Origin of the sequence: Variovorax boronicumulans NBRC 103145 (genome assembly GCF_001591345.1) — a bacterium.
GTDB classification, from domain to species: Bacteria; Pseudomonadota; Gammaproteobacteria; order Burkholderiales; family Burkholderiaceae_C; genus Variovorax; species Variovorax boronicumulans.
Genome location: NZ_BCUS01000049.1, coordinates 1 through 25,894, shown reverse-complemented (window position 1 = coordinate 25,894; position 25,894 = coordinate 1). Strand labels below are relative to the sequence as shown.

General features: G+C 69.0%; 23 protein-coding genes and 1 pseudogene. 12 read left to right on the top strand and 12 right to left on the bottom strand.

Annotated elements, in window-relative coordinates:
* Positions 1-20 precede the first annotated feature (20 nt).
* From VBO01S_RS15825 to VBO01S_RS15775, 11 genes are all read left to right on the top strand, one after another.
* A complete protein-coding gene (locus VBO01S_RS15825) occupies positions 21-725 on the top strand; it encodes a fumarylacetoacetate hydrolase family protein (RefSeq protein WP_062476089.1) in 705 nt (234 codons plus the stop codon).
* Positions 726-741: 16 nt separating this feature from the next.
* A complete protein-coding gene (locus VBO01S_RS15820; protein WP_062476087.1) occupies positions 742-1,956 on the top strand; it encodes a 3-hydroxybenzoate 6-monooxygenase in 1,215 nt (404 codons plus the stop codon).
* A gap of 55 nt (positions 1,957-2,011) precedes the next feature.
* Positions 2,012-2,992 (top strand): Bug family tripartite tricarboxylate transporter substrate binding protein, encoded by a 981-nt coding sequence (locus tag VBO01S_RS15815; RefSeq protein WP_062476084.1) that lies wholly within the window; start codon positions 2,012-2,014, stop codon positions 2,990-2,992.
* A gap of 85 nt (positions 2,993-3,077) precedes the next feature.
* Positions 3,078-4,055 (top strand): Bug family tripartite tricarboxylate transporter substrate binding protein, encoded by a 978-nt coding sequence (locus tag VBO01S_RS15810; RefSeq protein ID WP_062476081.1) that lies wholly within the window; start codon positions 3,078-3,080, stop codon positions 4,053-4,055.
* Positions 4,055-5,416: an FAD-dependent oxidoreductase gene (locus tag VBO01S_RS15805; protein ID WP_062476078.1), complete on the top strand. Its 1,362-nt coding sequence runs from the start codon at positions 4,055-4,057 to the stop codon at positions 5,414-5,416. Before VBO01S_RS15810 ends, VBO01S_RS15805 begins: the two co-directional genes overlap by 1 nt.
* Positions 5,417-5,470: 54 nt before the next feature.
* Positions 5,471-6,166, top strand: a complete 696-nt coding sequence (locus VBO01S_RS15800; protein ID WP_255221127.1) for a hypothetical protein — start codon at positions 5,471-5,473, stop codon at positions 6,164-6,166.
* 96 nt (positions 6,167-6,262) lie between these two features.
* Entirely contained in the window at positions 6,263-7,177 is a 915-nt protein-coding gene (locus VBO01S_RS15795; protein WP_062476073.1) for an acyl-CoA thioesterase, read from the top strand.
* A 43-nt stretch (positions 7,178-7,220) separates the two neighbouring features.
* Complete coding sequence (locus VBO01S_RS15790; RefSeq protein ID WP_062476071.1) at positions 7,221-7,829, top strand: glutathione S-transferase; 609 nt, start codon at positions 7,221-7,223, stop codon at positions 7,827-7,829.
* A 3-nt stretch (positions 7,830-7,832) separates the two neighbouring features.
* On the top strand, positions 7,833-8,471 hold the full coding sequence (locus VBO01S_RS15785) for an SMI1/KNR4 family protein (RefSeq protein ID WP_062476068.1): 639 nt from the start codon (positions 7,833-7,835) through the stop codon (positions 8,469-8,471).
* Between the two features lie 33 nt (positions 8,472-8,504).
* Positions 8,505-9,209, top strand: coding sequence for an SDR family oxidoreductase (locus tag VBO01S_RS15780; protein WP_062476065.1), 705 nt, complete (start codon positions 8,505-8,507; stop codon positions 9,207-9,209).
* A 17-nt stretch (positions 9,210-9,226) separates the two neighbouring features.
* Positions 9,227-9,835: a methyltransferase gene (locus VBO01S_RS15775; RefSeq protein ID WP_062476061.1), complete on the top strand. Its 609-nt coding sequence runs from the start codon at positions 9,227-9,229 to the stop codon at positions 9,833-9,835.
* 21 nt (positions 9,836-9,856) lie between these two features.
* Here the strand turns inward: VBO01S_RS15775 and VBO01S_RS15770 are convergent, their stop codons facing one another.
* The 12 genes from VBO01S_RS15770 to VBO01S_RS15715 form a co-directional block, all read right to left on the bottom strand.
* On the bottom strand, positions 9,857-10,585 hold the full coding sequence (locus VBO01S_RS15770; RefSeq protein ID WP_062476058.1) for an ABC transporter ATP-binding protein: 729 nt from the start codon (positions 10,583-10,585) through the stop codon (positions 9,857-9,859).
* Complete coding sequence (locus VBO01S_RS15765) at positions 10,582-11,337, bottom strand: ABC transporter ATP-binding protein (protein ID WP_062476055.1); 756 nt, start codon at positions 11,335-11,337, stop codon at positions 10,582-10,584. The genes VBO01S_RS15770 and VBO01S_RS15765 overlap by 4 nt, the downstream gene beginning before the upstream one ends.
* Positions 11,334-12,323 carry a branched-chain amino acid ABC transporter permease gene (locus VBO01S_RS15760; RefSeq protein WP_062476052.1) on the bottom strand — a complete coding sequence of 330 codons (990 nt, stop codon included), beginning with the start codon at positions 12,321-12,323 and terminating at the stop codon, positions 11,334-11,336. Before VBO01S_RS15760 ends, VBO01S_RS15765 begins: the two co-directional genes overlap by 4 nt.
* A complete protein-coding gene (locus VBO01S_RS15755; protein ID WP_062476050.1) occupies positions 12,320-13,240 on the bottom strand; it encodes a branched-chain amino acid ABC transporter permease in 921 nt (306 codons plus the stop codon). Before VBO01S_RS15755 ends, VBO01S_RS15760 begins: the two co-directional genes overlap by 4 nt.
* Positions 13,241-13,256: 16 nt before the next feature.
* Positions 13,257-14,462: an ABC transporter substrate-binding protein gene (locus tag VBO01S_RS15750; RefSeq protein WP_062476047.1), complete on the bottom strand. Its 1,206-nt coding sequence runs from the start codon at positions 14,460-14,462 to the stop codon at positions 13,257-13,259.
* Positions 14,463-14,619: 157 nt separating this feature from the next.
* On the bottom strand, positions 14,620-14,859 hold the full coding sequence (gene atpE / locus VBO01S_RS15745; RefSeq protein WP_062476044.1) for a F0F1 ATP synthase subunit C: 240 nt from the start codon (positions 14,857-14,859) through the stop codon (positions 14,620-14,622).
* A 145-nt stretch (positions 14,860-15,004) separates the two neighbouring features.
* On the bottom strand, positions 15,005-19,726 hold the full coding sequence (locus tag VBO01S_RS15740; RefSeq protein ID WP_062476041.1) for an Ig-like domain-containing protein: 4,722 nt from the start codon (positions 19,724-19,726) through the stop codon (positions 15,005-15,007).
* Positions 19,727-19,936: 210 nt separating this feature from the next.
* Complete coding sequence (locus VBO01S_RS15735; RefSeq protein WP_062476038.1) at positions 19,937-20,788, bottom strand: class I fructose-bisphosphate aldolase; 852 nt, start codon at positions 20,786-20,788, stop codon at positions 19,937-19,939.
* 50 nt (positions 20,789-20,838) lie between these two features.
* Positions 20,839-21,819 carry an aldo/keto reductase gene (locus VBO01S_RS15730; protein WP_062476142.1) on the bottom strand — a complete coding sequence of 327 codons (981 nt, stop codon included), beginning with the start codon at positions 21,817-21,819 and terminating at the stop codon, positions 20,839-20,841.
* 14 nt (positions 21,820-21,833) lie between these two features.
* Complete coding sequence (locus VBO01S_RS15725) at positions 21,834-22,874, bottom strand: ABC transporter permease (protein ID WP_062476036.1); 1,041 nt, start codon at positions 22,872-22,874, stop codon at positions 21,834-21,836.
* Positions 22,871-24,406, bottom strand: a complete 1,536-nt coding sequence (locus tag VBO01S_RS15720; RefSeq protein ID WP_062476033.1) for a sugar ABC transporter ATP-binding protein — start codon at positions 24,404-24,406, stop codon at positions 22,871-22,873. Before VBO01S_RS15720 ends, VBO01S_RS15725 begins: the two co-directional genes overlap by 4 nt.
* Positions 24,403-25,449, bottom strand: a complete 1,047-nt coding sequence (locus VBO01S_RS15715; protein ID WP_062476030.1) for a substrate-binding domain-containing protein — start codon at positions 25,447-25,449, stop codon at positions 24,403-24,405. The genes VBO01S_RS15720 and VBO01S_RS15715 overlap by 4 nt, the downstream gene beginning before the upstream one ends.
* A gap of 180 nt (positions 25,450-25,629) precedes the next feature.
* Here VBO01S_RS15715 and VBO01S_RS15710 point away from each other — a divergent pair.
* Positions 25,630-25,894, top strand: a pseudogene (locus VBO01S_RS15710) (FGGY family carbohydrate kinase); the annotation flags it as partial.

Here is a 25,894-nt window from a genome sequence, read left to right as displayed (position 1 = left end):
CCCACGCGGCAGGAGCTTCCATGTCCTTCGTCTTCACGCCCCCTTCCATCGTCGGCCTGCCCATCGTGGGCTCCGACCAGCAGTTCCCCGTGCGCCGCGTCTACTGCGTGGGCCGCAACTACGCGGCGCATGCGCGCGAGATGGGCTTCGACCCCGACCGCGAACCGCCGTTCTTCTTCTGCAAGCCCAACGACGACGCCTCGGTCGTGCCCGTGGCCGAAGGCGCCATCGGCGCCGTGCCATACCCCTCGCTCACGAGCAACTACCACTACGAAGCCGAGCTGGTGGTCGCCATCGGCAAGGGCGGCAAGGACATTCCTGTCGACCAGGCCGCCAGCCACATCCACAGCTACGCCGTGGGCCTGGACATGACGCGCCGCGACCTGCAGATGAAGATGCGCGAAGCCGGCCGCCCCTGGGAGATCGGCAAGGCCTTCGACTTCTCGGCCCCCATCGCGCCGCTGCGCACGCTGGCCGACGTGGGCGAGATCAACGCCGGCGCCATCACGCTCGAGGTCGATGGCCAGGTGCGCCAGAACAGCGACATCACGCACCTGATCTGGTCGGTGAACGAGGTCATCGCCAACCTCTCGACGCTGTTCGCGCTGCAGCCCGGCGACCTGATCTTCACGGGCACGCCCGAAGGCGTGGGCGCGGTGAAGCCGGGCCAGACGATCAAGGTCAGCATCGAGCGTCTGCCGTCCCTGACTGTTCGCATCGACTGAGCGCCCCGGCCCGCGCATGACCCTCTCGAAGCATCCTCCCTCCGTGCTGCTCGTCGGCGGCGGCATCGGCGGCATGGCCGCCGCGCTCGCGCTCGCACGCCTGGGCGTGGCCATCGACCTGCTCGAACAGAGCGCCGTCATCGGCGAGATCGGCGCCGGCCTGCAGCTCGGCCCCAACGCCTTCGCGGCGCTCGACGCGCTGGGCGTGGGCGAGGCCGTGCGCCGCAGCTCGGTGTTCACCGACCGGCTCGTGATGATGGACGCGGTCGACTGCAGCGAAGTGGCCTCGGTGCCCGTCGGCGAGGCCTTCCGCGCGCGTTTCGGCAACCCGTATGCCGTGAGCCACCGCGCCGACCTGCACGGCGCGATCCACGAGGCCGTGAAGCAGCATCCGCTGATCCGCTTCCACACCTCGGCGCAGGTCGAGGCGATCGACACCGGCGCGCACGGCGTCACGGCCGTCACGCGCGACGGCCGCCGTTTCCAGGCCGACGCCATCGTCGGCTGCGACGGCGTGAAGTCGGTGGTGCGCGCCAAGCTCATCGGCGACGCGCCGCGCGTGTCGGGCCACGTGGTCTACCGCGCTGTCGTGCCCGCGGCCGACATGCCCGCCGACCTGCAATGGAACGCGCCCGTGGTCTGGGCCGGCCCGAACTGCCACCTCGTGCACTACCCGCTGCGCCACGGCGAGCAGTACAACCTGGTCGTCACCTTCCACAGCCGCGATGCCGAAGAGTGGGGCGTCACCGACGGCAGCAAAGAAGAGGTGCTGTCGTACTTCGAAGGCGTGCACGCGCGCCCGCGCCAGCTGCTCGACCGCCCGACCTCGTGGCGCCGCTGGAGCACCGCCGACCGCGACCCCGTCGAACGCTGGAGCGACGGCCCGGCCACGCTGCTCGGCGATGCGGCGCATCCCATGATGCAGTACCTCGCGCAGGGCGCCTGCATGGCACTCGAAGACGCCGTGACGCTCGGCGAGGCCGTGAAGGCCTGCGACTTCGACATGACCGCCGCCTTCCAGCGCTACGAACAGGCCCGCATCGCACGCTGCGCGCGCGTCGTGCTGTCGGTGCGCGAGATGGGGCGCCTGTACCACGCCCAGGGCGTGGAGCGCCTCGTGCGCAACAGCCTGTGGACCGGGCGCACGCCCGAACGCTTCTACGATGCGGTCGAATGGCTCTATGCCTGGCGGCCCGAGCACTGCCTGGGCGATGCGCCCGCGCCGCGCTGACACGGTTTTTCTGCGATACCCCCACCCACGAGGCCGAAGGCCCAGGAGACAACCCATGAACTTTCCGCGCACATTGCTGACGACCGCCGTCCTGGCCCTGACCGCCGCCTCCGGCGCCTGGGCGCAGGGCAGCGACTACCCGAGCAAGCCGGTGACGCTGATCACCCCGTTCGCGGCCGGCAGCGGCCCCGACGCGGTGCTGCGGCTCGTGTCCGACAAGCTCTCGCGGCTGTGGAACCAGCGCGTGGTGGTCGACAACCGGCCCGGTGGCGGCGGCTTCATCGCCATCGACCAGGCACGCCGCGCCGCGCCCGACGGCTACACGCTGCTGCAGCTGGACAGCGAGCACATCGCCGCGCTGCCGCACCTGTACAAGTCGCGCAACTTCGTGACCTTGCAGCACTTCGACCCGGTCGCCTCGCTGTTCCGCACGCCCTTCTTCGTGGCCGTGGGCACCGAGTCGAAGTGGAAGACCATGGGCGACCTGATCGCCGCCGCCAAGGCCAACCCCGAGGGCGTGGTCTACGGTTCGTGGGGCGTCGGCAGCCCGGGCCACCTGGGCGCGCAGCAGCTCGAGGCGCTCACGGGCATCCGCATGCGGCACGCGCCGTACCGCGAGGTGTCCCAGCTGTATTCCAACGTGGGCACCGGCGAGGTGCCGTGGGCTTTCGCGAGCATCCCGTCGAGCCAGGGCATCTACAAGGCCGGCAAGCTGCGCTACATCGCCGTGGCCGCGCCCAAGCGCATCCCGCAGATGCCCGACGTGCCCACCATGGCCGAGGCCGGCGGCCCGGCCTCGCTGGAGGTCAACTCCTTCGTGTCGCTGCTGGCGCCCAAGGGCGTGTCGGCGGCCGTGAAGGCCAAGATCAACGCCGACGTGGCCAAGGTGATTGCGGACCCCGACATCCGCGCCCGCTTCGACACCTTCGCCTTCGAGCCGCTGGCCTGGTCGCCCGAGGAGATCGAGCGCAATGCCGAGGCCAAGTCGAAGGTGTACGGGGAGCTGGTGCGCCGGGGCAACATCAGCCTCGACTGACGAGGGTGCGCCTTGCCCAGGGCTCGGCGCGCCAGTTAAGCTGGCTCTCTTTGCATTTTTGTTTACCTTTTAACCGTCTTTTTCCATGCAAGCCACCAAGAGAGCCCTCCTGATCGCCTGCGGCCTGGCCGCCACCGCGGCGCTGCCGCTGTCCGCCAGCGCCGACACCCCCGCGTGGCCGACCAAGCCGATCCGCCTGCTGGTGGGTTTCCCGGGCGGCTCCACGCCCGACATCGCGGCGCGCACCATCGCCGAGCCGCTGTCCCGCGCGCTGGGCCAGCCGGTCGTGGTGGACAACAAGGCCGGCGCCTCGGGCAACATCGCGGCCGACCAGGTGGCCAAGGCCACCGACGACCACACGCTGGGCATCGTCATCAACGGCAACCTCACGTCGTCGAAGATGCTGTACCCCAAGCTGCCGTACGACCCGGCGAAAGACTTCACCTACCTGTCGCTGATCGCCACCGCGCCGCTGGTGCTCGTGGCGCAGAACAGCCTGCCCTCGGGCACCGCCTTCTTCGACGCCGCGCGCCAGGCCGGCGACAAGTGGAACTACGGCTCGGTGGGCGTGGGCTCGGTCGGCCACCTGGGCATGGAACTTCTCAAGAGCCGCGTGAACGGCTTCAAGCCCGAGCACGTGCCCTACCAGGGCAACCCGCAGGTTGTCACCGGCATGCTGGGCGACCAGGTGCAGATGGGCCTGATCCCGCCGGGCGTGGCCATGCCGCAGATCCGCGCCGGCAAGCTCAAGGCCGTGGGCCTCACGGGCGGACGCAGCGCGCTGGTGCCCGAGATCGCCCCGCTGGCCGATGCCGGCGTGAAGGACTTCAGCCTCGAGGTGTGGGTGGCGCTGCTCGGCCCGGCCAGCCTGTCGAAGCCCGCGCAGGCGCGCATCAGCCGCGAGATCGAGATCGTCATGAAAGACCCCGACGTGCGCCGCAAGCTCTTCGAGCAAGGCTGGCAGGCCGTGGGCACCTCGCCCGACGGCATGCGCACGCGCGTGAAGGAAGAGGCGGCGATCATGAGCAAGATCATTTCGACCCGCGGCATCAAGCTCCAGTGATGGCGACGACGCAGCAACAACACACCCTGACCGAACCGGCACGCGCACTGCCGGTGTTCGGCGACTTCGACGTGGTCGTGGTCGGCGGCGGTCCCGCCGGCATTGCCGCCGCCGTGAGCGCCGCGCGCCACGGCGCGCGCACGCTGCTGGTGGAGCGCTACGGTTTTCTCGGCGGCATGGGCACCGCGGGCGGCGTGACCAACTTCGCGGGCCTGTACGGCAAGCGCCGCGGCGAGATGACGCAGCTGGTGCGCGGCGTGGTCGACGACCTCATCGACCGCATCGCCGGCTTCAACGGCATGAACGCGCCGCAGAACGGCATGGGCGGGCGCATCTGCGTGCGCTCGTACGACACCTCGGCCTACAAGCTGGCCGCCGACCAGCTGCTCGAAGCGGCCGGCGTGCAGATGCTGTTCCACGCGTATGCCGCGGCGGTGCTGCACGACGGCGCGCGCATTGCTGCGCTGGTGGTCGAAACCAAGTCGGGCCGCCAGGCGATCCGCGCCAATGCCTTCATCGACGCCAGCGGCGACGCCGACGTGGCGGCCTTCGCGGGCGTGCCCTTCGAAGTGGGCGACGGCCACGGCAGCGGGCTGTTCCCGACCACCATGTTCCGCATCGGCCAGGTCGACGCGCCGGCCGCGCTGGAAGCGGTGGGCGAGTTCTCGGCCATCAACGGCTTCATGGCGCGCGCCGAGCAGCAGCATCCGGGCAAGTACAGCTTTCCGCGCGAAGGCGCGATCCTGCGGCCCAACAAGGACCCGCGCGAGTGGCGCGCCAACGTCACGCAGATCCGCAACGCCGAAGGTCGCGCAATGAACGGCGTCGATGCGCGCGAACTCAGCGACGGCGAGCTCGAAGGCCGGCGCCAGATCGCGGCGTACTTCAAGTTCCTGCAGGCCGAGGTGCCGGGTTTCGCGCCGTCGGCCATCGTGGAGATCGCGCCGCAGGTCGGCATCCGCGAGACGCGGCGCATCCAGGGCCTGTATGCGCTCGGGCGCGAAGACATCCTCGGCTCGGCCACCTTCGACGACACCATCGGCCTGAACGCCTGGCCGATGGAAATGCACGCCGACGGCCGCATCGAATGGGCCTTCCCGCGCGACGAAGCCAACGCCTACAACCACCTGCCGTGGCGCATGCTGGTGCCGCAGACGCTCGACAACCTGCTGGTGGCCGGGCGCTGCGCCTCGATGACGCACGAGGGCCAGTCGGCCGCGCGCGCCAGCGGCGGCTGCTTCGTCATGGGGCAGGCGGCGGGCACCGCGGCGGCTTCGCTGGGCAGCGGGCGCTTCGCGGCGATCGACGTGGCGGCGCTGCAGAAAAAGCTGCTGGCCGACGGCGTCGACCTGGACCGTTGAGCGCGGCGCGGCGCTAGAGTCCGGGGCTGGATGAACTCGAACCCCGGACACACCGTGCCTCTTTCTTCTTCGCTGTCGACCCCCGCGCGTCGCTTCTTCCTGGCGCTGGCCTGCGCCGCCTTCGGCCTGCTGCAGGTGGGCTGCGCCAGCACCCCCGAGGGCGACCCCGTCCACGGCAAGGACCGCGTGCTGAGCTTCGTCGCGGCCAAGGACGGCCGCAAGGTCGCCATCGCCGGCGACAAGTACCACTACGTGTTCGACGGCGACCCGTCCGTGGCCGCGCTGCTGCGCTGGGACGGCCGCACCAAGGTCACGCCCGCGCTCATCGGCGAACTGAAGGTGGCGCGCAACCAGAGCTTCGAAGGCCAGTACGTGCTGATGGCCTTCGACGCCGACCTGACCCCCGAAGACCGCAACTTCCTCGTCCAGACCGGCTTCGCGAAGGCCGAGGTGAAGTACGGCGACCGCACCGGGCCGGTGCTGCGCTACTTCGGCACGGTCTACGGCAAGCGCTACGCGGCGGTGGCGTTGAAGTCGGCCGACACGGTCGATTTCTCGCGGCGCCAGTACCTGAAGTACGTCGAGCAGGAAACGCTCAGCGGCCCCTTCAGCCAGGCCGCGCGTTCGCCGCTGGCGTACGGCGCCGACGGCGCGATGCTGCTGGGCGGCGTGCCGGTGCGCATGGTGGACGGCGGCACCGACCACGGCTGCAGCCTGCGCCTGATGCTGGACATCTGCTTCTTCAAGTAGGCCCGCCCGGGAGGCGCTGACCGGGCCGCGACAGCGCGCGGGCCCGGCCTTTGCTATCGTCGTGGATTGCTTTTCTGCGCCGAATCCCTTCCCCCGATGACCCCCGAACCCGTCCTTGCCGCCCGCCTCGTTGCCGACCTCGTCGCCCTCATGCAGCTCGAACCCCTGGGCGGCGATCGCTTCCTGGCCCAGAGCGAGGACATCGGCACGCCCGCCGTCTTCGGCGGCCAGGTGCTCGGCCAGTCGCTCATGGCCGCCAGCCTCACGGTGGGCGCCGAGCGCCCGGTGCATTCGATGCACGCCTACTTCCTGCTGCCCGGCGAGCATGCGCCCATCGAGTACAGCGTCGACCGCGTGCGCGACGGCCGCAGCTTCACCACGCGCCATGTGGTGGCGCGCCAGCAGGACCGCATCATTTTCGAGATGTCGGCCTCGTTCCAGACCGTGGACGAGGGCGTCGAGCACCAGTTCCCCATGCCCGCCGTCGAAGGCCCCGAGGGCCTGACCAGCGAACTCGACCAGCGCATCGCGCTCGGCGACCGCCTGCCCGAACCCTGGCGCTCCAAGGCCATCCAGCCGCACGGCATCGAGTACCGGCGCGTCGACCCCGAAGACCTGCTGCGGCCCGAGGTGCGCCCCACCGAGAACCAGAGCGCCATCTGGATGCGCGCCATCGCGCCTTTGCCCGACGACCTGACGGTGCACCGCGCGCTGCTGGCCTACGCCTCCGACCACGGCCTGCTGCGCGCCGCCATGCTGCCGCACGGCCTGAGCTTCATGAGCGGCCAGGTGCGCCCCGCCAGCCTGGACCACGCGATGTGGTTCCACCGCGATTTCCGCTTCGACGACTGGCTGCTCTACGTGGTCGATTCGCCCAGCGCGGGCGGCGCACGCGGCCTGTGCCGCGGCAGCCTCTACACGCGCGACGGCCGCCTCGTGGCCTCGGCGGCGCAAGAAGGCATGCTGCGCATCCGCAAGCCGGGATCGCCGCGCACGCCGATCACGGGCTGAACGGCCTGCCTCCTTTTTCAACACCTACTCGATCACTCCGGCCATGAAGATCTTCTTCTCTCCCGCGTCTCCCTTCGTGCGCAAATGCATGGTCGTGGCCCACGAGCTGGGCGTGGCCGACCGCATCGAGAAGCTGCCCAGCGCGGCCGGCCCGGTGAAGCGCGACGCCCGCATCCTGCCGACCAACCCGCTGGGCCAGGTGCCGACCTTTCTCACCGACGACGGCCAGGCGCTGTTCGACAGCCGCGTGATCTGCGAGTACCTCGACACCGCGTACGCCGGCGGTCTGTTCCCGGCCTCCGGGCCCGCGCGCTGGGCGCGCCTGACCGAGCTGTCATTGGCCGACGGCATGACCGGCGCCGCGCTGCTCGCGCGCTACGAGACCATGCTGCGCCCCGAGGCGCTGCGCTGGAGCGACTGGACCGATGGCCAGCTCGACAAGGTGCGCACCGGCCTCGAGTGGCTGGACGCGGCGGCGCCGTCGTTCGGCGATCGCGTCGACATCGGCACCATCGCCTTCGGCTGCGCGCTGGGCTACATGGACTTCCGCTTTCCCTCGGTGGACTGGCGCGCCCAGGCGCCGAACAGCGCGAAGTGGTTCGCCGTGTTCAACCACCGGCCGTCGATGCAGGCCACGTTGCCGACGGCCTGAGCGATGACGTTCGACGATCTCTCGCGCCGCACCGGCATCGAAATTCCCCCGTTGCTGCAACAGCTCCTTGCCAGCGGGCCGCCTGATCTGGTCGGCTTCCCCGACTTCGAGTGGCTGGACGCCGAGCAGGCGGCCAACGACCTCGATGAGTGGCTCGACGCCAAGTGGCAGGACGGCCGCCGCTTCCTGCCCTTTGCGCAATCGGGCGCGGGCGACGCCTACTGCCTCGTGCCGCTGGATGGCGGCGCCGTGGGCGTGGCCTTCGTGTGGCACGACGACGAGGAAAGCAGCGTCGGCCACGGCTCGTTCGCCGATTTCGTCTGCGCGAAGTTCCTGGAAGCCTTCGTCGACCTGAGCTACCTCGGCGACTGGGACCTGTCCGAGCCCGAGATGGCCGAGCGCATCGCGGCCGACGTGGCCACCGTCACGGCTTTCATGGACGGCACGGAAACCGCCGCCTACCTGCAGGCGCTGAGCCGGCAGCCGCTGGTCTCGCGGCCTTTCAAGACGGGCCCGCGCGCCAGGCCCGAGCAGGTGCCCTCGCTGATGCCGCAGGCCGAGTTCGAGGAAGACCTGAAGCGCTTCACCCTGCAGGACAGCGCGCCTTTCCCCGTGAAAGCGCGCTGGGACATCGAGGGGTAGGCTACGGGGTTTCATCCGAAGGAGGAACCCACCATGTCAGATCAGAAAGTAGCCATCGTCACCGCCGGCGGCAGCGGCATGGGCGCCGCGGCGGCGCGCAAGCTCGCGGACGACGGCTTTCGCGTCGCCATCCTGTCCTCGTCGGGCAAGGGCGAGGCGCTGGCGCAGGAACTCGGCGGCCTCGGCGTCACCGGCTCCAACCAGTCGAACGACGACATCCAGCGCCTCGTGGACAAGGTCATCGCCGAATGGGGCCGCATCGACGTGCTCGTGAACAGCGCCGGCCACGGCCCGCGCGCGCCGATCCTGGAGATCAGCGACGACGACTGGCACCGCGGCATGGACGTCTACTTCCTGAGCGCCGTGCGCCCCGCGCGCCTCGTGGCGCCGCACATGGTGAAGCAGGGCGGCGGCGCGATCATCAACATCTCGACCTTTGCCGCCTTCGAGCCCGACCCGGTGTTCCCGACCTCGGGCGTGTTCCGCGCCGGCCTCGCGGCCTTCACCAAGCTCTTCGCCGACCAGTACGCGAAGCACAACGTGCGCATGAACAACGTGCTGCCCGGCTTCATCGACAGCCTGCCCGAGAAGGACGTGTTCCGCGAACGCATCCCGATGGGCCGCTACGGCCGCAGCGCCGAGATCGCCGCCACCATCGGCTTCCTGGCCTCCGAGGGCGCGGGCTACATCACGGGACAGAACCTGCGCGTGGACGGCGGCATCACGCGCTCGGTCTGAACCCGGCCACGGCGCCCATGACCGCCCCCACCCCGGTGCACGAGCACATGGACCGCACCCTTGCGTCCTACGAAGCGTCCGCGCGCGACTACAACGCGATCGTCGCGGGCCACCGGCCGCCCGAGATCGAGGAGGCGGTGCGCCGCATGATGCAGCGCGTGCCCGCCGGTGGCACCGTGCTCGAGATCGGTTCCGGGTCGGGGCAGGACGCCGACTTCGTCGAATCCCTGGGCGGGGTCGTGAAGCGCACCGATGCGGTCCAGGCGTTTCTCGACCTGCAGGCCGAGCGCGGCAAGAAGGGCGAGCTGCTCAACGTCGTCACGGATGCGCTGGGCGGGCCGTACGACGCGGTCCTTGCGATGTGCGTGCTGATCCATGTCGATCGCGCGCAGATCGCACCGGTGCTGCGCAAGGTGTTCGATGCGCTCGCGCCCGGCGGGGTTTTTCTCGCGGCCATGCGCATCGGCGAAGGCGAGACCCTCGGCGACTACCAGACCGTGTACTGGGCGAAAGACGCGTTCGCCGACGCGCTGGCGACGGCGGGCCTTGACCTGCAATGGGACAGCCAGTGGATCGGCCGCGACAACGTGACGTGGGCCAATTTCCTGGCGTGCCGTCCGCGCTAGCGGACGAACACAGACTCAGACTTACACGCCCAGGTAGCGCGTCCACAGCGACCGGTCGGCGTCGAGCGCGGCCGAGTCGCCCTGCCACACCACGCGCCCGCGTTCGAGGATCACGTGGCGGTCGGCCAGCGGCAGCAGGCGCTGCACGTACTTGTCGACCACGAGGATCGCCTCGCCTTCGGACTTGAGCGTGGCGATGCAGTGCCAGATTTCCTCGCGGATCACCGGCGCCAGGCCTTCGGTGGCTTCGTCCAGGATCAGCAGGCGCGGGTGCGTCGACAGCGCTCGGGCAATGGCCAGCATCTGCTGCTCGCCGCCCGAGAGCTGGTTGCCCGCGTTGGCCTTGCGTTCCGACAGGCGCGGAAAGAGCTTGTACAGCGCCTCCACGGTCCAACGCGGCGCGCTGCCGGGCCGGGGCCGTGCGAAGGCGCGCAGGTGCTCGTCCACGCTGAGGTTGGGGAACACATGGCGCCCCTCGGGCACGATGGCCATGCCGCGCCGCGCGATGGCGTCGGGCCGGTGGCCGCCGATGGCCGCGCCGCAGAACTGCACGCCGCCGCGCATCGGCGCGATCGTGCCGGTCAGTACCTTCAGCAGCGTGCTCTTGCCCATGCCGTTGCGGCCCAGCAGCGCCATCACTTCGCCCGCACCGACGCGCACATCGATGCCGAACAGCACCTGGCTGGCGCCGTAGCCGGCTTCGATGGCGGTGGCCTCGAGCAGGGTGGATGTCGTGGTCGTCGTGCTCATGCGTGTCCTTCCGCTTCGGTGCCGAGGTACACGGCTTGCACATCGGGGTGGCCCCGCACTTCATCGGCTGTGCCGCTCATCAGCACCTTGCCCTGCACCAGCACCGTGAGCCGGTTGGCGAGGCGGAACACGGCGTCCATGTCGTGCTCGATGAGCAGGATGGCCATCGATTCGCGCAGCGATTCGATCAGATCGACCATGCGCGCCGACTCGTCGGGGCCCATGCCGGCCATCGGCTCGTCGAGCAGCAGCAGCTTGGGTTCGGCGGCCAATGCCAAGGCCACGTCGAGCGCGCGCTGCGCACCGTGCGGCAGCGTGCCCGCGATGCGGTGGCGCTCGCTGCCCAGGCCCACGCGGTCGGCCAGCGCGTGGGCGCGGTCGACCAGGTCGCGTTCGTTCGCACGCGGTGCCAGGAAGCGCAGGCTGCTGCCTGCATGGGCCTGCGCCGCGAGCATCAGGTTGTCGTGCACCGTTTCCTTGGCGAACACGCGCGTCACCTGGAAGCAGCGCGACATGCCGGCGGCCACGCGCTGGTGGTCCTTGTAGGCCGTGATGTCCTGCCCGTCGAGCATCAGCCGGCCCGCGTCGGCCTCCAGCAGGCCGGTGATGAGGTTCACCAGCGTGGTCTTGCCCGCGCCGTTGGGGCCGATGAGCGCATGCACTTCGCCGCGCTCCACCGTGAGGCTCACATGGTCGGTCGCCAGCAGGCCGCCGAAGCGCTTGACCAACCCTTCGATTCTGAAAAGGCTCATGGCTTGGCGCTCCCTGCGGCCGTTGCAGCGGAAGCCGCTGCTGCTGCGACCGTGCGGCGTTTCGTCGACAGTGCGGCCAGGCCGCGCGGGGCCCAGAGGGCGACGGCGATCAGCAGCAGGCCCAGCGGCATGTGCCAGTGTTCGGTGTGCTGCTTGAGCGCTTCCTCGAGCACCAGCCAGACCACGGCGCCCACCGGGCCGCCCCAGCTGCGGCCCAGGCCGCCGATGACGACCATCACCACCAGCGTGGCCGACTGCGTCCAGTGCATGGTCGCGGGGCTCACGAAGCCGTTGCCGCCGGCCAGCAGCGCGCCGGCCAGCCCGGCGATCGCGCCGGCGATGGCAAAGGCCACGAGCTGCAGCCGGAACACCGGGTAGCCCAGCGCGCGCATGCGCGTCTCGTTGTCGCGGATGCCCATCAGCGCATGGCCGAAGCGCGCCTGCGTGGCGCGGTGCAGCCACCACAGCGCGAGCGCCACCACCACGAGCACCACCCAGTAGAAGGTCGATTCGTTGCCCAGGTCCAGGCCCGGCAGCAGCGTGGGGCGCGACATGAGCGTGTAGCCGTCGTCGCCGCCGTACTTGCGCAGCGACACGACGACGAAGTACAGCATCTGCGCGAAGGCCAGCGTGGTCATGATGAAGTACACGCCGCGCGTGCGCAGCGCCACCGTGCCGATCAGCGCGGCCACGAGGCCCGCCACCAGCGCGGCCAGCGGCCACAGGAGCCAGGCCGACATCACGCCGGCGTCGCTGAGCGCCACCACCGTGTAGGCGCCCATGCCGATGAAGCCCGCGTGCCCGAGCGCCACCATGCCGCCGAAGCCGAGGATGAAGTTCAGGCTCGCGGCGGCCAGCGCGACGACGAGCACGCGCCGCACGAAGCCGATGTAGAAGTCGAGCCCGAACAGCGGCGCGACCAGCGGAAAGGCCGCGAGCGCCACGAGGAGCAGCCCGAGGCCGAAGGTGCGTGACGAGGGTTTCATGCGCGGGCGGAGAAAAGGCCCGAGGGCCGGAAGATCAGGACGACGACCATGAGCGCGTACATCGCCACTTCGGCGAACAGCGGCCCCAGGTCGGCCGCCGTGGCGGGCGGCAGTGTGGCGCGCAGCAGCATCGGCACGAAGGCGCGGCCGATGGTGTCGACCACGCCGACCAGCAGCGCGGCCACGAAGGCGCCGCGCACCGAGCCGATGCCGCCGATCACCAGCACCACCAGCGCCGGGATCAGGATGGCTTCGCCCATGCCCACCTGCACCGCGACGATCGGGCCCATGAGCGCGCCGGCCAGCGCGGCCAGCGCCGCGCCGAGCAGGAACACGCCGTTGAAGATGCGGCCCACGCGCACGCCCATGAGCTCGGCCATCGGCCGGTCGGACGCACCCGCGCGCACCCGCATGCCGATGCGCGTGTGGTTCACGAGCACGTACAGCGCCAGCGCCATCAGCAGGCCGCCCGCGAGCACCACGAGGCGGTACGAGGGGTAGGGCAGGCCGTCCATCAGCTCGACCGGGCCCGAGAGCGCGGCCGGCGTGGGGGCCATCACGGGCGAGGGGCCCCAGATCATCTTGACGATGTCGTCGGCCACCAGGATCACGCCGAAGGTGGCGAGCACCTGCGCCAGGTGGTCGCGCTTGTAGAGGCGGCGCATCAGCAGCACCTCGATGAGCAGCGCCACCACCACGGTGACGAGCACCGCCACCACGATGGCGGCGGCGAAGGAGCCGGTGCGCGTGTGCGCCTCGGCCGCCACGTAGGCGCCGGCCATGAACAGCGAGCCGTGCGCCAGGTTCAGCACGTCCATGATGCCGAACACCAGCGTGAGGCCCGCCGCCAGAAGAAAGAGCATCAGGCCGTAGCCGATGCCGTTGAGCAATTGCTCGAGGACGAGGATGCCGCTCATGGAAAGACGAGCCGCATCACTTCATTGCGCACTTGCTGGCGTAGCTGTCGCCGTAGCTTGTCAGCACGGTGTTGATCAGCTTGTTCGTCACCTTGCCTTGCGCGTCCTTGCCGATCACGCGCAGGTAGAAGTTCTCGATGGGGAAGTGGTTGTTCGCGTACTTGAAGGTGCCGCGCGTCGAGGCGTAGCTGGCCTTCTTCAGCGCGGCCACCACGGCCTCGCGGTTCTGCGCGTTGCCGCCGGCCTGCTTCACGGCGGCGTCCATCGCGAGGATCGCGTCATAGGCCTGCGCGGCGTACACCGACGGGTAGCGGCCGTTGTATTCCTTGCGGAAGGCGGCCACGAAGGCCTTGTTGGCGGCGTTGTCCAGGTCGTGCGCCCAGTGCGAGGTGTTGAACAGGCCGAGCATCGGCTCGCCCACGGCGCCGATCACGTCCTCGTCGGCCGAGAAGCCGCTGGTGACCAGCGTGATGTCCTTGGACAGGCCCGCGCCCACGAACTGCTTGATGAAGTTGATGCCCATCGCGCCGGGCAGGAAGAAGTAGATCGAGTCGGGCTTGGCCGCGCGCAGCTGCGCGAGTTCGGCGGCGTAGTCGATCTGGCCCAGCTTGGTGTACAGCTCGTCGGCCACCTGGCCCTTGAACTGGCGCTTGAAGCCGCCCAGCGCATCCTTGCCGGCCGGGTAGTTGGGTGCGATCAGCACGATCTTCTTGAATGCGCGGTCTTGTGCGAACTTGCCGGCGGCCTCGTGGAACTGGTCGTTCTGGTAGGCGGTGCCGAAGAAGTAGGGGCTGCACTGCGCACCGGCGAACTGGCTCGGGCCGGCGTTGGCCGACAGGTAGGGCACCTTGGCGTTGAACAGCGTCGGGCCCACGGCCAGCGCCACATTGGAGCCGATGGGGCCGCTGAAGATGTCGATCTTGTCGCGCTGGATCATGCGGTCGACCAGCTGCTTGGCCTGGTCGGGGCTGCCGGCCATGTCGGCCTGCACGAACTCCACGTCCTGCCCGCCGAGCTTGCCGTTCAGCTGCTTGATGCCGAGCGCGAAGCCGTCACGCGCCTCGGCGCCCAGGGCCGCGAAAGGCCCCGAGATGTCAAGGGCCAAACCCACCTTGACCGGCGCGGCCACGGCCGATACCGAGGCCCCGAGGGCGGCGCCGCACAGCAGCAGCGAGATCAGGGTGCGCGGCAGCGCGGGCGATTTCAGGAACGTGGGGCGCATCGGGTTCTCCGGCTAGGGAAGGGTTGAGACAACTGAACTGTTGATAGTTAAATACTTTAGCCGTAAACAATTCGGTGTCAACGGTACTAGCACGAATGGTGCCAGTGAACCGTGTCGCCTTCGCCGCGCCGGACCCTCGCGAAAGGTTACGCAAACGTCAACCGAACGGACTTGCAGTGGCGAACCAGAGGCCGATGCCGGTCGCGATGATGAAGGCCCCGTCGGTCACGCCGGCGACCAGGAAGAACTTGGTCTGCAGCGTGTCGACCAGCTCGGGCTGGCGCGTCGTCCCTTCGAGAAACTTCTGGCCCACCAGCGCGATGCCGATGCACGAACCCAGTGCGGCAATGCCGATCAGCAGGGCAACGGCGAGCGGGAGGATGTTGAAGCCGGTCATGGTTTTTTCTCCTGGTTGATGAATCGATGGACCCACTGTTCCAGAACGGGTGCATCGAATCCATGACGCGGGAGGTCATGCGCCAGACGAAAAAAAGGCCGGCCGTCGAAACGGCCGGCCTGGGGTCAGGCGCGAAGCGCAGGGCTTAGGGCAGCTGTGTCCAGTTCTGGTTGTTGCCGCCGTTGCAGGTCCAGGTGATCAGCGCCGTGTCCTGCGTGGTCGAGCCGTTCGGCACGTCCAGGCACGAACCCGAGGCGCGGTTGCGCACCGTGCCGCCCACCAGGCTCCACTGCGCCGTGTTGCCCGACGAGCAGGCCACCTGCACCACGGCCGCGTTCGTGGTCGCCGTGCCGTTCTGCGCCAGGCACAGGCCGCTGTGCTCGGCGATGAACTGCACGTAGCCGCCGGTGACGGGCGTCATCGTGAACTTCTCGTTGCCCGCGTTGCCGCACGGCCATTGCACCGCCGTCGCGCCGCTGGTGGTCGAGGCGCCCTTGATGTTCACGCACATCGTCGGGTTGAGGTCGGAGCGCAGCCGGGTGACCACCGCCGGGGCGGTGTCCTGCGAGCGCACGTACTCGCGCAGCGCCACCACGTCGTTCGCCGGCAGGCTGGAGGCGTTGCCGTGGCCGCCCGCGAGCAGGTCCTGCAGCGTGGCCGCCTGGCCGTTGTGGAAGAACGCGGTGGTGTTCCAGGTGCCCGACAGGGTCGGCGTGTCGAAGCCCACGCCCGCCAGCGGCTGGTTGCTGCCCTTGCCCGACGAGGCCTGGATGGTCCCCACGTCGTGCCGCAGGCCGTCGCGGAAGGTGGCGCCCGTGTGGCAGGTGGCGCACTGGGCCGTGTTGAACACGGTCTGTCCGCGCACCGCGTCCACGCTCAGGCTGCCGTCCGCGGCGCGCGCCGGGCTGCGCATGTACTTGTTGAGCGAACCCAGGTACACGGCCAGGTCGTCCAGCTGCGCGCTCTTGCCGGCCTTCGGGGCGCCCAGCGGAGCCTGCGTGGCGGCCCAGTCGGCGTTGCTCAGGAAGCCGGTGCCGCCGAACTCGTTGCGGATGTCGTTCTCGAAGTCCTGCACCTCGTCGAAGTTGGCCGTCCAGTGCAGCTTGCCGTGGCTGGTGCCGCGCCGCCCCTGCAGGCTGATGGTGCGGCGCAGGCCTTCGCCGCGCTGGGTGAAGTCCCACACCATGCCGTCGTCGCCGCCGTCCGCGTGGCAGCTGGCGCAGGAGATGTAGTTGTCCTTGCTCATGCGCCGGTCGGCCGCGTTGTAGAACACCTGCTTGCCGCGCAGCGCCGCGGCCGCCATCGGCTCCTGCGCCACGGTGGCCACGTTCTGCAGGAAGATCGCCGCGTTGGTCTCGGCCGACAGCACCTTCGCCACGTCGTGCACCGACACCGAGCGCGCCAGGAAGTTGTTCACGAACAACCGCTTGCGCGCCGCGTCCAGGTACAGGCCGTGCGGGGCGCTGCTGGCGTTGATCTCGCCGCGCACCGCGCGGGTGTAGCTGTCGACGATGGCGACGCGGTTGCCTTCCATCTGCGCCACGAACAGGTAGTCGCCGGCGGGCGAATACAGCGCGGCGCGCGCGGGGGCGCGGTCGTCGAAGTCGATCTGCTCGGAGAACACCTCGGCGGCGCTTTGCAGGTTCACCTGCGACAGGATGGAGCGCACCGTCTGGTCGTGTGGCAGGTCCTTGCCGTCGCGGAAGCGGCCGCGCACGATGTTGTCCTTCTTCGAAGGCAGCACGGCGCGCGAGCCGTCGGGCGAGATCACCACCTGGCTCAGGTAGTTGGCCACGCCGCGCGCGCGGCTCTCGGTGTCGACGGTCGTGGTGTCCACCGGCAGCGGGATGGTCTGCAGCGCGGTCAGCGACTGCAGGTTGACCTTGTGCAGCTGGCCGCCCGTCATCTTCGACTTGAAGCGCGTGACGTAGGCCACCTGCGAGTCGGCGCTCACGGCGATGCCGCGCACGCCGCCCTCGAGCGCCAGCGCACCGGTGGTGGCGCCGTTGCTCGGGTCGAAGCTCATGAGCACCGACTTGCTTTCCAGCGTGAGCAGGCCCTTGGCGCCGTTGGGCGTGAAGGCCACGCCGTAGGGGCCGCTGCCGTAGGCCAGCGGGATCGACACCGACTGCGAGCCGTCGGCGGCGTTGAGTGCCACCAGCTTGTCCTCGCCCTGCACCGCGACCCAGATGCGGCCGTCCGGGCCCACGGCCAGCGTCTTGGCTTCATCGCCGACGCGCACTTCCCACAGCTTGGCGAGGGTCTGCGCGTCGATGGCGGCCACCGTGCCGCTGTCGGGGTTCACCGAGTACACCCGGCTCGCATCGCCCGCGATGTTGGTCGTGTGCGTGGGCGCGGTCGCGGTGACCGGCGCGATCACGGTCACGTTGTAGGTGTAGTAGGTCTCGCGGCCGCTGCTGTCCTTCACCGTCAGGGTCACCGTGTAGTGGCCGGGGGTGGTGTAGGTGTAGCTCGTGTTCGGCTGGTTCGAGAAGGCCGTCTGCGTGCCGTTGCCGAAGTTCCAGCGGAACTGCACGCCGCTGGCGCCGAGCGTCGCGGGGTTGAAGCTCAGCTGGCCGTTGACCAGCTTGGGCCCGCCGCCCAGGCCCGGGTCGCCGATGATGGCCTGGCCGCGCAGCGTGTCCACCTCGGCCTGGCCGAGCACGCGGCCGTACACGCGCACCTCGGCCAGCGTGCCCTTGAAGAGCGCCGTGTTGCCCTGGATCTGGCCCATGACCTGGAACTTGGTCGACAGGCCCTTGGTGCCGGTCGGCCCGGTCGACGTGGTCTTCACGCCGTCGACGTACACCGCCTGCGCGCCCGAGGCCGCGTCGCGCGTGAGCACGACGTGGTGCCAGTTGCCGTCGTTCACGGCCGCGGTGGAGGTGGTGCCGCCGTCATTGCCCACCGAGAGCTTGATGCGACCGCCGGTGTCCAGCCAGCCCCAGAACACGTCGTCGGTGCCGCCCGACTGGTCGCGACCGAAGATGCCGGGCGCGGTCCACGAGTTGGCGCCGCCGGCCTGCGTGGTCTTCATGTAGAAGCTCAGCGTGGCGGTGCCGCCCAGCGCGCTGGCCACGGTGTCGTTCTTCAGCGGCACGCCGGCGGTGCGGTTCGCGAAGTTCAGGCCGATGCTCTCGAACGCGTCGCCGGTGGCGGGGGTGCCGTTGTTGGCGCCGATCTGGTCGCCCAGGTTGCCCGTCAGCGGCCAGTGGTGCATCAGGTTGATGTCGCTGGCGTTGCCGGTGTTGAAGGTGGAGCGGTAGTCGGCGCCGATGGCGTTGCCCGCATAGTCCTTCACGCCGTTGGCCGGCAGGAACACCTCATAGCTGGTGCCCGGCAGCAGCGGCTGCGCGGGATGGAAGTTGACGATGCCCAGCTGCACGCTGTAGGTGCCCGCCAGCGTGTTGCCGCCCACCGGACGCACGATGAAGGTGTTGCTGTTCACGCTCTCCGGCAGGATGTTGTCGGTCATGCCCAGGCCGATGCGCGAGCTGAGGGCCTGCTGCTTCGCACCGTTGGCGGGCGAGACCTGCTTCACTTCGGGCTTGGTGGTGTCGGGGTCCACCGCGTGCACGACGAAGCCGCTGCCCGAGCCGTGGTCGTTGCCCACGAAGACGAGGTTGCCGAACATCGCGACCTGGCCGTTGTCCGAGTGCGAGAAGTTCGGGTCGTCCTCGCGCAGGATGCTGCCGCGGCCCACTTCCACGTGGTTGAGCGGGTTGCTCACGTCGACCTTGTGGATGCGCGTCTGCGCGCCCTGGATCACGTAGTTGTCCTGCGTGGCGCAATACAGCTGCTCGTCGATGACGAGCCGGTTGTCCTCGGCCACGAAGCGCGAGCGGTCGCTCAGGTCGTAGCTGTACATCTTGGCGCCGCTGCCGCGCGCGGAGGCGTGCACGCTCTTGCCGTCGAAGCAGGTCGCGTAATAGAACGGCGTGGCGCCGGCGATGGAATCGAGCACCTTGGGGTTGAGCGGGTCGGAGATGTCCAGGCTCGCGAAACCGCCGTTGCTTTCCATTGCGGTCAGCACCATGTGGTTGCCCATCGTGAAGATCGGGCCGAGCCGGAAGCCGCCGAGCTCGCCGGTGGGCACCGGGTTGGGCTTGCCGGCGCCGCGGTTGGCGACCACCGCGTTCGCGGGGTCCGTCGCGTCGACGATGAACATGCCCCGGCCGGCCGAGGCCACGTACAGGTAGGGCGCCTGCCACCACAGCTGCCAGGACACGTTCTCGTAGTCGCCCGAGTTGACGCCGGGCAGCACCAGCTTCTTCACCTGCTTGATGTCGTTGATGTCGGTGAAGTCCCAGAACTCGACGCCGTTGATGCTGGGCAGCACCACGTAGGTCTTGCCGCCGATCTTCGCGGTGCCGAAGGAATGCGTCTCGCGGAATTCCTTGGTGCGGCCGCCTGTCGCGTCATCGGGCTCGTAGATCTTCTTGACGAGCCTGATCTGGCGCGGGTTCGACACGTCGTACAGCAGGAAGCCGCCGGGGCCGAGGCCGCTGTCCGGCGCGAAGGAGGTGAGGAAGTAGCCGTTGACCATGATGCCGGCGTTCATGCCGTAGTCCTTGCGGCCCGGGTACGTGGCGGGCACGTCGCGCGCCTCGTAGGCGTCGCTGTGCGCCGGATCGAGCGGGTGCGCGGCGCTGGTGATCATCGACACCGGCTTGAACAGTTCCGCCGAGGTGTAGGTGAGGTTGCCCAGGCCCGGCCCCTGCAGCGGGAGCGGGTCGGCCACGACAGCGGCAGCCGCCGTGGCCATCTTGTTGAGGGTCGTCATCGGACTGACCCCGGTGATTGCCGCATGCGTCAGCAATGTGACGCACGGCACCAGGAACGCCATCAGGAAATACCGGATCTTCATCGTCGCCTCCAGGTTGTTTGAAGTTCGCAGGGAACCCTCTTGTCCTTGGTTCTCTCGAGTCACTCGGTCGCTTGCAGGGAAAGCGCACGCGCAGGCGCGCCCCCGGCGGGCAACGCATGCGTTGTCCGCCGTCCACTTCTTCTTCTGTCTTGCTCTCCCGCTGGTTGGCGCCGGCGCCTTCCGGGGGAAGGCACCGGCGCCTGGGCGCTCTTATTTCACGCCGCCCGATTCGTAGAGGTTCCAGGCCGCTTCGGCGCTGGCACCGTCGTGGATCATGGCCATCAGTGCGCTCACCACCGCCGAGGGGTTGGCGTGCTGGTAGACGTTGCGGCCGTACACCATGCCGACCGCGCCCTGGTCCAGGAGCACGCGCGAACGCGCGAACACCTGCTGCAGGTCTTCGCGCCCGCCGCCGCGCACGAGCACGGGGCAGCGCGCGGCCTGCACCACGCGGTGGAAGTCGGTGGCGTCGGTGGTCGGGTCGGCCTTGATGATGTCGGCGCCCATCTCGCGCGCCAGGCGCGTGAGCGTGACGATCTTCTCGGCGTCGCCGTCCACCATGTAGCGGCTGGTGGCGGTGGGTGCCTGCATCACCAGCGGCTCGATCATCAGTGGCATGCCGTAGCGGTCGCAGTCGGCGCGCACGCGGGCGATGTTCTGCACGCACTGGCGGAACAGGTCGGGCTCGTCGGGCAGCATGAACAGGTTGACGACCACGCAGGCCGCGTCCCGCTGCACGGCGGGCAGCACGGGGTCGTCCTGGTTCTGCAGCACGGCCCACATCACGCGGTGGTGCACGGCGTTGTAGGGGTTGCCCATGTCCAGGCGCATCACCAGCGCGGGGCGATCGCGCCCGGGCCGGTCCTGCAGCAGGTCGGACTGCCCGTAGTTCAGCTGGATCGCGTCGGGCTTCGCAGCCACGAGCTTGTCGATCACGCCGGGCATGTCCTCCAGGCCGTCCAGGAAGGTGGGTTCGTTGCACACGCCGTGGTCCAGGGCGATGTCCAGGCAGCGGCCGTTGTGCAGCAGGCGGTTGAGCCGCGCGGTCTTGTCTTTCGACATGAAGGAAGAACTCCGTGTTGAGGAAAAAGGAAGGGAAGAAATGCGCGCGCTCAGGCGAGCGCGTCCAGGTGGCGCTTGGCCGCAGCGTCGATGAGCTGCAGGGCTTCGCTGTCGAGCACGACCGCGCCGGCGCCGGCGTTTTCAATGGCCTGCTGGCGCACGCGCGCGCCGCACAGCGCCACCGAGACGGTGCCGCGGGCCACGGTCCAGGCGATCATCATCTGGCCGAAGGAGCAGCCCAGGTGCGTGCGCAGCGGCTCCAGCGTGTCGAAGAAGGCCTTCAGCTTCGCGCGGTTGGCTTCGCTGAAGCGCGGGTTGGTGGCGCGCTGGTCGTCGCCCTTGAACTCGCGCGCGGGGTCGATGGGCCCGGCCAGCAGGCCCAGCGCCAGCGACGAGTAGCCCAGCACCGCCACGTTGTGCTCGGCGCACAGCGGCGCCAGCGTGGTCTCGATGCCGCGGTCGATGAGGCTGTAGAGCTCCTGCGCCGCATCGACCGGGCCGTGCTTCAGGTACTCGGACAGGATCTCGGGCGTCGCGTTGCTCACCCCGATGGCGCGGATCTTTCCCTGCTTCTTGAGCGCCAGCAGCGCGTCCATGGTCTCGGCCACGGGCGTCGTGTGGTCCTGCCAGTGCGTGATGTACAGGTCGATGTAGTCGGTCTGCAGGCGCTTCAGGCTCTCTTCGCATTCATGGAAGATCGAGTCGCGCCCGAGGTAGCGGTACACCGGGTGGCCGTCTTCCTCGAAGAAGTGCGTGCCCTGCTGCGTGTGCCACACCAGGCCGCACTTGGTGGCGATCACGGCCTCGTGGCGACGGCCCTTGAGCGCGGTGCCGACGATGCTCTCGGAGCGGCCCAGGCCGTAGGCCGGTGCGGTGTCGATCAGGTTCACGCCCGCATCGAGCGAGGCCTGGATGGCGATCACGGCAGCGGCGTTGTCGCCGCCGCCCCACATCCATCCGCCCATGGCCCAGGTGCCCAGGCCGATGGCCGAGCTTTCGATGCCCGAGGGGCCCAGGGTGGTCATCTTCATGTGCGTTGCGCTGCTCATCGCTTGGTCTTTCTCGTGTTCAGGATGTGGTCGATGGTCACGGCCGCGAGCAGGATCAGGCCCTTGATCACGTCCTGCCAGTAAGGCGACACGTCGAGCAGGATCAGCGAGCTGGTCACCACCGACAGCAGCGCCAGGCCGAGCACGGCGCCGAGCACGGTGCCCGAGCCGCCCTTGAGGCTGGCGCCGCCGATCACGGCCGCGGCAATCACGTTGAGTTCCATGCCCATGCCGAAGGTCGGCGTGGCGGCGCCGAAGCGCGCCGTGTAGATCACGCCGGCCAGGCCCGCCGAGGCGGAGCACAGCACCGTGACCCAGAACTTCACGCGGCCCACGCGGATGCCGGCATACAGCGCGGCCTTCTCGTTGCTGCCGGTGTAGAACACGCGGCGCAGCAGGGTGGAGCGGCGCAGCACGAAGTCGCTCACGATCACGATGGCCAGGAAGATCAGGATCACGGCCGGCACGCCGAACAGCGTGCCCTGGCCGATGAACTTGAACTCGACCGGCAGCGAGAACAGCGACTGCGGCGTGCCCTGCGTGAGCGCCAGGCACAGGCCGCGCACGATCACCATGAAGGCCAGCGAGGCGATGAAGTGGTTCAGCCCGATGCGCGTGACGCAGCCGCCGATCATGGCGCCGATGAGGCCGCTCGCGCCGATGGCCACCAGGCTCGCGAGCCACGGGTCCATGCCCATGAGAAAGAGCTTGCCGGTCACCACCATCGCGAAGCACACCACCGAGCCCACCGACAGGTCGATGCCGCCGACGATGAGCAGGATGGTCATGCCCACCACCACGATGCCTTCGATGGAGAACGACAGCAGCATCGCGCGCACGTTGTCCCAGGTGAGGAAGTAGGGCGATGCGAAGCTCATCGCAACGCACAGCGCCACGATGATCAGCACCAGCCCGGCCTCGCGCATGCTCGTGAGCTTGTTGGCCTGCTTCACGGGGTCTCCTGTTCGGCGGGGTTGCAGGGAGCCGGCCGTGGCCGTGGCCGCAGCGCCTGCGTCGATTCTGGTCGGAAAGTTCATGCCATTGCCTCTTCGGGTTCGCAAAGTCCGGAGGCCAGCCGCAGCAGGGCTTCCTCCGTCATCTCGTCATGGGCCAGTTCGCCCGCCAGTCGCCCTTCGCGGATCACCAGTGCGCGGTCGCACAGGCCGATGATCTCGGGCAGTTCGGAAGAGATCACCACCACGCCCACGCCCTGGTCGGCCAGGTCGCGCAGGATGTGGTGGATCTCGGATTTCGCGCCCACGTCCACGCCGCGCGTGGGCTCGTCCATCAGCAGCACCGCGGGCTGCGTGGCCAGCAGCTTGGCGATCGCCACCTTCTGCTGGTTGCCGCCCGACAGGCTGGACACCTCGATCGCCACGCCGTCCGACTTCAGGTTGAGCTTGGCGCCCAGCTGCACCGCGAGCCGGTGTTCGCTGGCGCGCTGCAGCAGGCCCAGGGCCGAGCTGACGCGGCGCAGCGCCATCGACGAGATGTTCTGCGCGATCGGCAGGTCGAGGAACACGCCGGCCGCCTTGCGGTCTTCGCTGAGGTAGGCAATGCCTTCGCGCAGCGCGTCGCTGTATTTGCGGATGGCCAGCGTCTTGCCGTTCAGGCGCACTTCGCCGCGCCGCGCGGGGCGCAGGCCGCACACGGTCTCGGCCAGCTCGCTGCGCCCGGCGCCCATCAACCCGGCAATGCCGAGGATCTCACCACGCTTCAGCGTGAAGGAGATGCCGTGCACGCGCTCGTCGTCGGCGATGCCGTCGACTTCCAGCACGGGACCGGCGTTCGCATCAGCGGCAGCGCCGGCTTGCTTGGGCGGGTAGTAGTTGCCCAGGTCGCGCCCGACCATGCGCCGCACCAGCTCGTCGGGCGTCATGCCTTCGAGCGGGCCGCTGTGCACGTTGCGTCCGTCGCGCAGCACGGTGGCGCGGTCGCAGTGCGTGAAGATCTCGGCCATGCGATGGCTGATGTAGATGATGCCGATGCCCTGCGCCTTGAGGTCGTGCAGCACCCGGAAGAGCGCGGCCGATTCGTTGTCGGTGAGGGCGGCGGTGGGCTCGTCGAGGATGAGCACCTTGCAGTCCAGCGTGAGCGCCTTGGCGATCTCCACCAGCTGCTGGCTCGAAATGCTCAGGTCGCGCACCAGCGCGGCCGGGTCGATGTCCTGGCCCAGGCGCGCCAGCACTGTCGCGGCGCGCGTGTTCAGCGCGGAGAAGTTCATCCACGCCTGCTTGCCGGCGTTGATTTCCGGCATGAAGATGTTCTCGGCCACGGTGGCGTCGGCGCACAGGGCGATTTCCTGGTGCACCAGGCCGATGCCCAGGCGCATGGCGTGGGCGGGGCCGTCGATGACGACCTTCTGGCCGCACAGCACGATCTCGCCTTCGTCGGGCTGGTGGATGCCGTCGATGATGTTCATCAGCGTCGACTTCCCCGCGCCGTTCTCGCCGCACAGGGCGTGGATCTCGCCGGCCTGCAGCGAGAAGTCCACGCCCGAGAGCGCGCGCGAAGCGCCGAAGCGCTTCGCGATGCCGCGCAGTTCAAGCAATGCGGCAGGGGTGCTCACTCGCCGATTCCCTTGGTGCCACGGCGGGCAAGGTACTTGTCCCAGTAGAAGTCGTCGGCGTTGGCCTTGCTCACCACGGCCAGGCCGTTGTCCAGGAAGGGCACCGACATCGGGTTCGTGCCGTTGCGCTTGGCGTCGTTCATCGGATCGATGAGGCCGGGGTTCTTGGCCAGGAACAGCATCATCATGCCCATGTAGCCCTGCATGCCCTGGTTCGGGTTGATGGCGCCGAACACGTCGCCCGACTTGATCATGTCCAGGATCTTGGCGTTGACGTCGCAGCACATCACCTTGATGTTCTTCTTGGTCTCGACCTTGGCCTGCGCTGCGCCGAGCGCCGAGTTGGCCTCGGGCATGAAGAGTGCACCCAGGTTCGGGTTGGCCTGCGCCAGGCTCAGCACGGCCTGGTAGGCCTTGTTCGGGTCCTGGTTGCTGGCGGCGCGGCCGACCAGCTTCATGCCCGGGTGCTTGGCCTTCATGCGGTTCACGAACGCGGCGATGCGGCGGTCGTGGTTGTCCTGGCCCGGGTTCTCGAGCACGGCGTACTCGCCCTTGCCGTTCAGCGACGCGGCGATGGCGTCGGCGGCCTGGTTGCCTTCGCGGTCGTTGTCGGAGGTGATGAACGAGGTGCGCTTGGAGTTGGGCGAGTCGGCCGCGAAGGTCACGACCGGGATGCCCATCGCGGCGGCGCGGTTGATGGGTTCGATGAACGGGTCGGGGTTCATCGGGTGCAGCAGGATGCCGGCGGGCTTGCGGGCCAGTTCCTGCTCGAACGATGCGAGCTGCTTGTTCACGTCGTACTCCGGCGTGCCGGTGTAGCGGGTGCGAACGCCCAGCGTGCGGCCGAGCTGCTTCATCATTTCGTAGACCGGGAACCAGTACTCGACGCCCGAGACCATCACGTTCATCACGTAGACGTCGCTGGCATTGCCGCGCAGGCCGGCACCTGCCGCAGGGGCTGCGGACTGCTGCTGCGCAAATGCGCTCGCACCGGCCAGGCCGATACCGGCGGCGGCTGCGGACTTCAGGAAATTACGCCTCATTCTTTGTCTCCTCACGTTGACTGGCAGAGCTTTCGGCCTGCCATTGCGTGGCAGACCTGTGGACCGTGGTGTCACGACAGTTGTTATGACAGGCTAGAATGTAATGGCGGGCCGTTTCACCCGATAACTAGGGGAAACGCTACTGGTGACAGTCTTTTTTTCCGCCGAAGCTGTTATGACATGAAGACCAAAATACTGATCGGCATCGACATGGGCTCGAGCAGCCTGAAGGCGCTGGCCCTGGACGCGGGGAGCGGGCGCAGCCTGGCCGTGTCGCGCCTGCCCCTGCGGCATGCGCGGCTGCCCGGCGGCGGGTGCGAGGTGGGCGCGGCGGCGATCCGCGCGGGGTTGACCCACGTGCTCGGCGACGTGGCGCGCCAGCTCGGCCCGCGCGCGGCGGACGTGTGCGCCATCGGCTGCACCGGCCACGGGGCGGGCCTGTACG

What these genes read in the sequence shown, in the direction of transcription:
- VBO01S_RS15785 (WP_062476068.1), top strand. Translation starts at nt 7,833, where the DNA reads ATGACGTTCGACGATCTCTCGCGCCGCACCGGCATCGAAATTCCCCCG.
- VBO01S_RS15770 (WP_062476058.1), bottom strand. Translation starts at nt 10,585, where the DNA reads ATGAGCACGACGACCACGACATCCACCCTGCTCGAGGCCACCGCCATC.
- VBO01S_RS15810 (WP_062476081.1), top strand. Translation starts at nt 3,078, where the DNA reads ATGCAAGCCACCAAGAGAGCCCTCCTGATCGCCTGCGGCCTGGCCGCC.
- VBO01S_RS15780 (WP_062476065.1), top strand. Translation starts at nt 8,505, where the DNA reads ATGTCAGATCAGAAAGTAGCCATCGTCACCGCCGGCGGCAGCGGCATG.
- VBO01S_RS15820 (WP_062476087.1), top strand. Translation starts at nt 742, where the DNA reads ATGACCCTCTCGAAGCATCCTCCCTCCGTGCTGCTCGTCGGCGGCGGC.
- VBO01S_RS15790 (WP_062476071.1), top strand. Translation starts at nt 7,221, where the DNA reads ATGAAGATCTTCTTCTCTCCCGCGTCTCCCTTCGTGCGCAAATGCATG.
- VBO01S_RS15825 (WP_062476089.1), top strand. Translation starts at nt 21, where the DNA reads ATGTCCTTCGTCTTCACGCCCCCTTCCATCGTCGGCCTGCCCATCGTG.
- VBO01S_RS15805 (WP_062476078.1), top strand. Translation starts at nt 4,055, where the DNA reads ATGGCGACGACGCAGCAACAACACACCCTGACCGAACCGGCACGCGCA.
- VBO01S_RS15795 (WP_062476073.1), top strand. Translation starts at nt 6,263, where the DNA reads ATGACCCCCGAACCCGTCCTTGCCGCCCGCCTCGTTGCCGACCTCGTC.
- VBO01S_RS15725 (WP_062476036.1), bottom strand. Translation starts at nt 22,874, where the DNA reads ATGAACTTTCCGACCAGAATCGACGCAGGCGCTGCGGCCACGGCCACG.
- VBO01S_RS15755 (WP_062476050.1), bottom strand. Translation starts at nt 13,240, where the DNA reads ATGAGCGGCATCCTCGTCCTCGAGCAATTGCTCAACGGCATCGGCTAC.
- atpE (WP_062476044.1), bottom strand. Translation starts at nt 14,859, where the DNA reads ATGACCGGCTTCAACATCCTCCCGCTCGCCGTTGCCCTGCTGATCGGC.
- VBO01S_RS15760 (WP_062476052.1), bottom strand. Translation starts at nt 12,323, where the DNA reads ATGAAACCCTCGTCACGCACCTTCGGCCTCGGGCTGCTCCTCGTGGCG.
- VBO01S_RS15735 (WP_062476038.1), bottom strand. Translation starts at nt 20,788, where the DNA reads ATGTCGAAAGACAAGACCGCGCGGCTCAACCGCCTGCTGCACAACGGC.
- VBO01S_RS15775 (WP_062476061.1), top strand. Translation starts at nt 9,227, where the DNA reads ATGACCGCCCCCACCCCGGTGCACGAGCACATGGACCGCACCCTTGCG.
- VBO01S_RS15815 (WP_062476084.1), top strand. Translation starts at nt 2,012, where the DNA reads ATGAACTTTCCGCGCACATTGCTGACGACCGCCGTCCTGGCCCTGACC.
- VBO01S_RS15765 (WP_062476055.1), bottom strand. Translation starts at nt 11,337, where the DNA reads ATGAGCCTTTTCAGAATCGAAGGGTTGGTCAAGCGCTTCGGCGGCCTG.
- VBO01S_RS15750 (WP_062476047.1), bottom strand. Translation starts at nt 14,462, where the DNA reads ATGCGCCCCACGTTCCTGAAATCGCCCGCGCTGCCGCGCACCCTGATC.
- VBO01S_RS15715 (WP_062476030.1), bottom strand. Translation starts at nt 25,449, where the DNA reads ATGAGGCGTAATTTCCTGAAGTCCGCAGCCGCCGCCGGTATCGGCCTG.
- VBO01S_RS15730 (WP_062476142.1), bottom strand. Translation starts at nt 21,819, where the DNA reads ATGAAGATGACCACCCTGGGCCCCTCGGGCATCGAAAGCTCGGCCATC.
- VBO01S_RS15740 (WP_062476041.1), bottom strand. Translation starts at nt 19,726, where the DNA reads ATGAAGATCCGGTATTTCCTGATGGCGTTCCTGGTGCCGTGCGTCACA.